This window comes from Oleiphilus sp. HI0086 (assembly GCF_001635225.1).
On the sequence record NZ_LWFZ01001447.1, the window covers coordinates 1 to 6704 of the forward strand.

9 protein-coding genes are annotated in these 6704 nt (G+C 46.0%); 5 read left to right on the forward strand and 4 right to left on the reverse strand.

From position 1 onward, the window contains the following. The first annotated feature begins 79 nt into the window (after window positions 1-79). From A3756_RS24550 to rpsT, 4 genes are all read left to right on the forward strand, one after another. Window positions 80-655, forward strand: a complete 576-nt coding sequence (locus A3756_RS24550; RefSeq protein WP_068512296.1) for a hypothetical protein — start codon at window positions 80-82, stop codon at window positions 653-655. A 68-nt stretch (window positions 656-723) separates the two neighbouring features. Next, window positions 724-1011, forward strand: a complete 288-nt coding sequence (locus tag A3756_RS24555; protein ID WP_068512300.1) for a hypothetical protein — start codon at window positions 724-726, stop codon at window positions 1009-1011. Between the two features lie 108 nt (window positions 1012-1119). After that, window positions 1120-2328 carry an iron-containing alcohol dehydrogenase gene (locus tag A3756_RS24560; RefSeq protein ID WP_068512303.1) on the forward strand — a complete coding sequence of 403 codons (1209 nt, stop codon included), beginning with the start codon at window positions 1120-1122 and terminating at the stop codon, window positions 2326-2328. A gap of 164 nt (window positions 2329-2492) precedes the next feature. Next, entirely contained in the window at window positions 2493-2759 is a 267-nt protein-coding gene (gene rpsT, locus A3756_RS24565) for a 30S ribosomal protein S20 (RefSeq protein ID WP_068511686.1), read from the forward strand. 64 nt (window positions 2760-2823) lie between these two features. Here the strand turns inward: rpsT and proB are convergent, their stop codons facing one another. The 4 genes from proB to rplU form a co-directional block, all read right to left on the reverse strand. Beyond that, window positions 2824-3957, reverse strand: coding sequence for a glutamate 5-kinase (gene proB / locus A3756_RS24570; protein WP_068554938.1), 1134 nt, complete (start codon window positions 3955-3957; stop codon window positions 2824-2826). 42 nt (window positions 3958-3999) lie between these two features. Continuing rightward, entirely contained in the window at window positions 4000-5202 is a 1203-nt protein-coding gene (gene cgtA, locus A3756_RS24575) for an Obg family GTPase CgtA (protein WP_068511679.1), read from the reverse strand. Window positions 5203-5331: 129 nt separating this feature from the next. After that, the gene (gene rpmA, locus A3756_RS24580) at window positions 5332-5592 is read right to left on the reverse strand and encodes a 50S ribosomal protein L27 (protein WP_068509869.1); all 261 of its coding nucleotides are present in this window, start codon (window positions 5590-5592) and stop codon (window positions 5332-5334) included. A 71-nt stretch (window positions 5593-5663) separates the two neighbouring features. Next, a complete protein-coding gene (gene rplU, locus A3756_RS24585; RefSeq protein ID WP_068509871.1) occupies window positions 5664-5975 on the reverse strand; it encodes a 50S ribosomal protein L21 in 312 nt (103 codons plus the stop codon). 413 nt (window positions 5976-6388) lie between these two features. Between rplU and A3756_RS24590 the strand changes: the two genes are divergently transcribed. After that, a partial coding sequence (locus tag A3756_RS24590) for a polyprenyl synthetase family protein (RefSeq protein ID WP_197481527.1) occupies window positions 6389-6704 on the forward strand: 316 nt, incomplete at its 3' end.

A 6704-nucleotide genomic window follows, 5' to 3' on the forward strand; every position in this document is an offset into this window, starting at 1 on the left:
TAGCTATTTAATATAGTAGAGTTCGTATTGTTTTCACGATTAAAATACTCACAGAGCCATTAATTAAGCGATCTTTTATATGAATTTTCTAAAATTAGTCAGCGCCTTCTGCTTATTATTGCTGGCGACAGCCCATGCAAAAGACGCCATTGCGACCGATACGAAGCTATCAGAACAACTAATTTCATCTTGGATGAAGTCTCAAGACGCCCTGGAAGACTGGGGTAAGAAGCACCAAGCCCAACTGGAAGCAAAGACTAAGGATGAAACCGAAGTCGAAGATCCAAGTAAGATGACACCTGAAAGCATGATATCCCCCCTGAAAGCAGCGGGCTTATATTCAAGCGCCAATCAGCTTGTTCAGTCTCAAGGTTTCTCTAGTATCGATGAGTGGGCCGCGATCACCTTAAGAATTACCAAAGCGGCTGCCGCTATTGAATTTGAGGCGAACCCGGAAATGATGGACACCAGCCGACTTGAAGCCTTAAGGAATTCGAGTGACATCAGCCCGGAGCACAAACAAGTGTTAAGCAATGCTATTGAGAAAAACCAAGCCATGGTGAAACAGATACTGTCGAGCGCAAGCACTGCGGACAAAGAAGCGATCAAGCCCTTTTTGAACGATATCCTAAAAATGATGGAAGAACCTTATTAAACATATGGCCACCCAGGCATTACTCACCAAACTAAAACAAAGTCCTCCTTAAGTAGACCCACAACCCCATGTCCAAAATAAAATCTGATGCTGATAGCCTCATCAAAAAGCATCGCAATCTTATCCACTCCCAAGACAAGAAAGTTATCTCTCATGTACAACGTGAGCAAGATGATGGCTGGCTAGTTAATACGCTAATGCTTGAAGATTGCGATACGCCATTTCAGTTTAAGCGACAAAAAACCTACAAAAACCTAAAAGGCGCTCGAGTCAACCTAACCTACTATTCAGACACACAAAAGCTCGCTGGAATGGATTTTGAGCTGATGAAAGTAGTACGAATTCGTATAGCATGACTCCAAGTCATTTTACTTTTCAATAATTAGAGCTTATACTCTATTTTTTTAGAGCAGTTACTCTAAACATCCACTCTACAACTTTGCGAATTACGATTAGGTATTGTCATGTTATTTTCTTTAAAAGTTCAATATTACAAAGGTCTAGCAAAAGCACTAAAGGTCGCTGCAGCAGTCGTTCCGATGCCAAAGCCAACGCTTTTCACTGGTGCAGACTCCTCACTGGAATTATGCGATGCTATTGGCCAACTAGGCATTAAAAAGCTAATGATTGCGACCGATGAAGTACTCGTCAGCATCGGACTAATCGACAAAATCAAAGCTCGCTTGGAAGAACTTGACATCAAATACGTAATCTACGACGGCATTCTTCCTGACCCAACCTATGATCAGGTACAAGCAGGTCTAGACTTATTAAGAAACAACAACTGCGAAGCAATTCTTGCCGTAGGCGGTGGCTCACCGATTGATGCAAGCAAGGCTATCGCAGCACGCGCAACAAATGACAAGCCATTAGAGAAGATGGCCGGCTTATTCAAGTTACGTAAAGCACCTTTGCCACTATTCGCCATCCCGACAACTGCAGGCACTGGCTCAGAAGTAACCATCGTGTCTGTCGTATCAGACCCTGAAACCCATCAAAAGACACCTATCATTGACCCTAAACTGGTACCCATGATGGCCGCTTTAGACGGCGCAATGATGCTAGGCCTACCTGCTGCAGTGACGGCTGCAACCGGAATGGACGCACTGACTCATGCGATTGAGTCTTACATTTCAGTTAATGCTACCGATGAGACCGACGCTTACGGAACAGCTGCTACACGTCTAATCATGGAAAATCTTGAAACAGCAGTGAAAGATGGCAGCAACCTGGAAGCTCGACAAAATATGGCTATGGCGTCTTACTATGCCGGCCTGGCTTTCACCAAAGCGAGCGTAGGCTATGTTCACGCCATCGCCCACAACTTTGGTGCGTATTACTCTACACCACACGGTTTGGCCAACTCGATTGTCCTACCGCATGTTCTGGATTATTCAAAAGATGAAATTACAGAACGTCTTGCCAAGCTCGCGGAAGTAAGCGGGCTAAAAGAAGGTAAAGAAAGCAACAGGGAACTTGCCGATAAGTTTATTCAGCGAATTCGTGAAATGCTCAAAAGCTTTGACATCCCTGAGCAACTTGGCGACCTTAAGACCGAGGACATCCCAAAGATTGCCAAATCAGCTCTTGAAGAAGCACATCTTAACTACCCAGTGCCCAAGTATATGAACCAGAAGGTATGTGAAAACCTGCTGAATAAAATGGTCGCTTAAGTAAAGCAAGTAAGTCTAAGCATAGACTATTGACAAAGGACTAATAAAACGGCATAGTCTCGCGTCATTTTTATATGAACTGGGATCGAGCACTTTTCAGCAACATCAAGTGTAAGCGCTCCCAGTTAATTTTTTAGTAATCCGCGAAATTTAGGAGCAACACGGTGGCCAACTCCCCATCTTCAAAAAAGCGCGCGCGTCAGCAAGAGAAACGCCGCCAACACAATGCTAGCCAACGTTCAATGGTTAGAACTTACATCAAAAAAGTAGACGCTGAAATTGCTGGCGGAAACTACGATAACGCACAAGCAGCTTTCCTAACTGCTCAGCCAATTATCGACGGCATGGTAAACAAGGGTATCTTCCCTAAAAACCGCGCCGCTCGCATCAAGAGCAACCTGAACGCACAAGTTAAAGCCCTTAAAGCTTAAGCTTCGCTCTCAGGCATAAAAAAACCGGCAAACGCCGGTTTTTTTATGCCTGAAGTTTAGCATCTCAAAGCAACACAAGATTATCACGATGAATAAGCTCAGCTTCATGGCAAAAGCCTAGAATCGATAAGATTTCGTCACTCGACTTACCTAGAATCCTCTTCGCATCTGGCGCATCATAATTTACTAAGCCTCGCGCAAATTCCCTGCCAGAACTATCTTTGCACGAGACCATATCACCACGCTTGAAACGACCACTTGCCGAAACAACCCCGACAGACAGTAAACTTTTACCACCACGCTCTAGCACTGCCACAGCCCCATCATCAAGCACCAAATTACCTGCTGTCTGGAGATGCCCTGCCAACCATTGCTTACGCGCAACTTGTCTTGAGGTTGAAGGCAGCATCATAGTACCCAAATCCTCTGCCGCTCTTAAGCGCAACAAAACACTTTCTATCTTGCCACCAACAATCACACTATAAGCACCGGAACGCGCCGCCAAACGGGCTGCTCGCACCTTGGTCGCCATTCCACCACGCCCTAGCGCACCTGCACCACCGGAAGCCATCTCCTCTAGCCGCTCATCTGAGGCCAATACCTGAGTCAACATTTGCGCATCAGCATTTCGACGCGGATCCTTATCAAACATCCCCGCCTGATCCGTTAAAATTATCAGGCCATCAGCCTCAACCAAGTTGGCAACCAAAGCCCCCAAGGTATCATTATCACCAAAACGAATCTCATCCGTCACAACCGTATCATTTTCGTTGATAATTGGAATGGCACCCAACTCAACAATTGAACGAACGGTACTTCTAGCATTCAAGTAGCGCTTGCGGTTAGACAGATCATCGTGCGTCAACAAGACTTGAGCTGTATGCAAGCCATGCTTTTGGAACTCTTCTTCATAGGCCTGAACCAAACCCATTTGCCCGACCGCAGCCGCAGCTTGCAGCAAGTGTAACTCCTGAGGACGCTCGCTCATCCCCAAGCGCGCCATACCTTCCGCCACAGATCCGGAAGACACTAAAATAATTTCAAGCCCCTGACGATGCAACTTAGACAACTGCGCCACCCAGTCACCGATAGACTCTCGAGCCAAGCCCTTACCATCATCAGTCAGCAATGCACTGCCGATTTTCACAACCCAACGGTTTGCACGACTTAGCTCAGCGCGCCCAGTACACTCAGTCATATTGATACAACCCTATCGCCCACCACAAAACCACTCACCACACTACTGAGCATATACCACTTCAACACCATCATCGTCATCGCCGTCATCAAAATCGTCATCCAGCTCCTCACCTGCCAGGCGCTTAGCCTTGCGAGCCGCCTTCAGAGCCTCTAGATTATCTCTAGCTTCCTGATGCATCTTATCCTTAATCAATTGCTCCTGCTCAGCTAAGGCTTCATCAGCTGCCTCAGCCGCATTCTTCTCATCAATCCATGTCATGATATCCCGACACAAGTTCGCTAGACCAGCAGACTTAATTGCCGACACCTGATAAACGGGCCCCGTCCAATTTAACGCTTCTACTAATTTCTCGCATATAGCCTTACGATCTTCTTCTGGCAATAAATCAAGCTTATTCAGAACCAGCCAGCGATCCCGGGAAGCCAAGGTAGGGCTAAACTTTTCCAACTCAGCCGCTATCGCCTGCACCACCTGAGCCGGATCTGAGCCATCGTAAGGCGCCATATCAACAACATGAAGCAACAGACGAGTTCTTACCAAATGCTTCAGAAAACGAACACCAAGGCCCGCTCCTTCTGCAGCACCCTCAATCAAGCCTGGAATATCAGCAACCACAAAACTCTTATGCTCTTCAACACGCACTACACCCAAATTAGGTACTAACGTTGTGAAGGGGTAATTAGCCACTTTAGGCTTAGCTGCAGAAATTGAACGAATCAGCGTAGACTTACCTGCATTAGGCATACCAAGCAAACCTACATCCGCCAACACCTTCAACTCCAAACGCAGGCTACGTGACTCACCTTCACTCCCTTTAGTTGTCTGACGGGGCGCTCTATTCACACTGGATTTGAAACGAGTGTTACCCAAACCATGAAAGCCACCTTGCGCCACGATGAGCTCTTGCCCGATCTCAGTCAAATCCCCTAGCACTTCTTCAGTGTCCGTGTCGATAACTGAAGTCCCTACCGGAACCTGAAGAAACAAACTCTCACCCTTTGCTCCAGTACAATTACGCCCGGCACCCTGCTCACCAGATTGAGCGCGATAATGCCTGACATAACGATAATCGACCAAAGTATTCAGCGACTCACTTGCCACCAGAATAACTGAACCGCCGTCTCCGCCATCTCCACCATCAGGCCCACCCTTCGGAATGTACTTCTCTCGACGAAAGCTCAAGCAACCGTTACCACCTTTACCAGCCTCTACTCCAATTGTCGCTTCATCAACAAACTTCATTGCACACCCCTTAGATTAGTACCCAACGACCAACATTTGACCCTATAAGGAAAATAAAGTCGATCAGCAAATAAATTGCAAAAAAAAAGCTCCGCACAGCGGAGCCTTTTCCAAATCCGTAACGACTGCTTACTCCGCAGCTTCAACCGTCACATATTTGCGGTTCAAAGGACCTTTTGTTACAAACTTCACAACACCACCAGATGTTGCAAACAATGTATGATCCTTACCACAACCAACATTATCGCCTGCGTGGAAACGTGTACCACGTTGACGCACAATAATGTTGCCTGCTTTAACTACTTCACCACCGAATCGCTTAACACCTAAACGTTTCGACTCCGAATCGCGACCGTTACGGGTACTACCACCCGCCTTCTTATGAGCCATTATCCTACTCCTATTGTCTGTTCGTATCTAAACCGGTTTAATTGCTCCTGAGAGCGACCATAAACTCAGTGTTAGCCTTTAATTCCAGTAATTTTCACCTCAGTATACCACTGACGGTGACCCATTCTCTTCATGTGGTGCTTACGACGCTTGAACTTCAAGATACGTACCTTCTCGTGACGACCATGATCAACAACCTCAGCCGTTACTTTTGCACCCTCAACATTTGGCGCGCCAACTTTAACATCGTCGCCATTTGCAACAAGTAATACACGGTCAAATTCAACCGTCCCACCTGTTTCAACTTCAATTTTTTCCAGCTTTAACACTTCACCTTCGGTGACACGGTGCTGCTTACCACCGCTTACAATAACTGCGTACATTTGGTTTTCTCCAAATTTTTCATATCGCCTAACACACCTGAACTTCGGCTAATAATAAGCATTACCCAGATGAATCAAACTTACCAAGACCTATATATTGAGAACTAAATCTCCGGCCTCACTTTCTACCCGCATGTGTTACTTACGACCAATTTTCCCCAAACTGATATTTACAGTTTTTTGAAAAATCTGATCTCCAGTTTCTAAAGGAAGCTCTTTGGCAACCCTATCACTGAGAACACCCATGACTTTTAGGGCGCGCAATTGTATTTTATTCAACCAAGTGTTGCAAGCACATTCTAGCCAAAACAAGACTTTAATTATTGTATGGCGGATAGTAATTCTTGACAGACAAGCACAGCCCCCCTAGCATGTCAGCCAATTTTAGTCGGCTCTATTTTAAGATATTCAATATGCAAATTCAGGCAATCTACGACAGCGTTGAAAAAGACTTCAGTGAAGTAAACCAGTTTATCACTTCCCAGTTATCTTCAGATGTCCCCTTAGTAGAAAAAATTGCGCAATATATCGTCGAAAGCGGTGGTAAGCGTATGCGCCCCTTACTAGTCCTTCTTACCAGCAGAGCCTTAGGGGAAGCTAGTCAGGATCAATGCAAACTAGCCACTATTATCGAGTTTTTGCATACAGCCACATTATTACATGACGACGTTGTCGACACATCAAACATGCGCCGCGGGCGCTCTACTGCCAATGCCAAGTGGGGCAATG

Excerpts from the sequence above, each read along its gene's own strand:
- A3756_RS24550 (WP_068512296.1), top strand. The coding sequence starts at position 80 with ATGAATTTTCTAAAATTAGTCAGCGCCTTCTGCTTATTATTGCTGGCG.
- proB (WP_068554938.1), bottom strand. The coding sequence starts at position 3,957 with ATGACTGAGTGTACTGGGCGCGCTGAGCTAAGTCGTGCAAACCGTTGG.
- A3756_RS24560 (WP_068512303.1), top strand. The coding sequence starts at position 1,120 with ATGTTATTTTCTTTAAAAGTTCAATATTACAAAGGTCTAGCAAAAGCA.
- rplU (WP_068509871.1), bottom strand. The coding sequence starts at position 5,975 with ATGTACGCAGTTATTGTAAGCGGTGGTAAGCAGCACCGTGTCACCGAA.
- rpmA (WP_068509869.1), bottom strand. The coding sequence starts at position 5,592 with ATGGCTCATAAGAAGGCGGGTGGTAGTACCCGTAACGGTCGCGATTCG.
- cgtA (WP_068511679.1), bottom strand. The coding sequence starts at position 5,202 with ATGAAGTTTGTTGATGAAGCGACAATTGGAGTAGAGGCTGGTAAAGGT.
- A3756_RS24555 (WP_068512300.1), top strand. The coding sequence starts at position 724 with ATGTCCAAAATAAAATCTGATGCTGATAGCCTCATCAAAAAGCATCGC.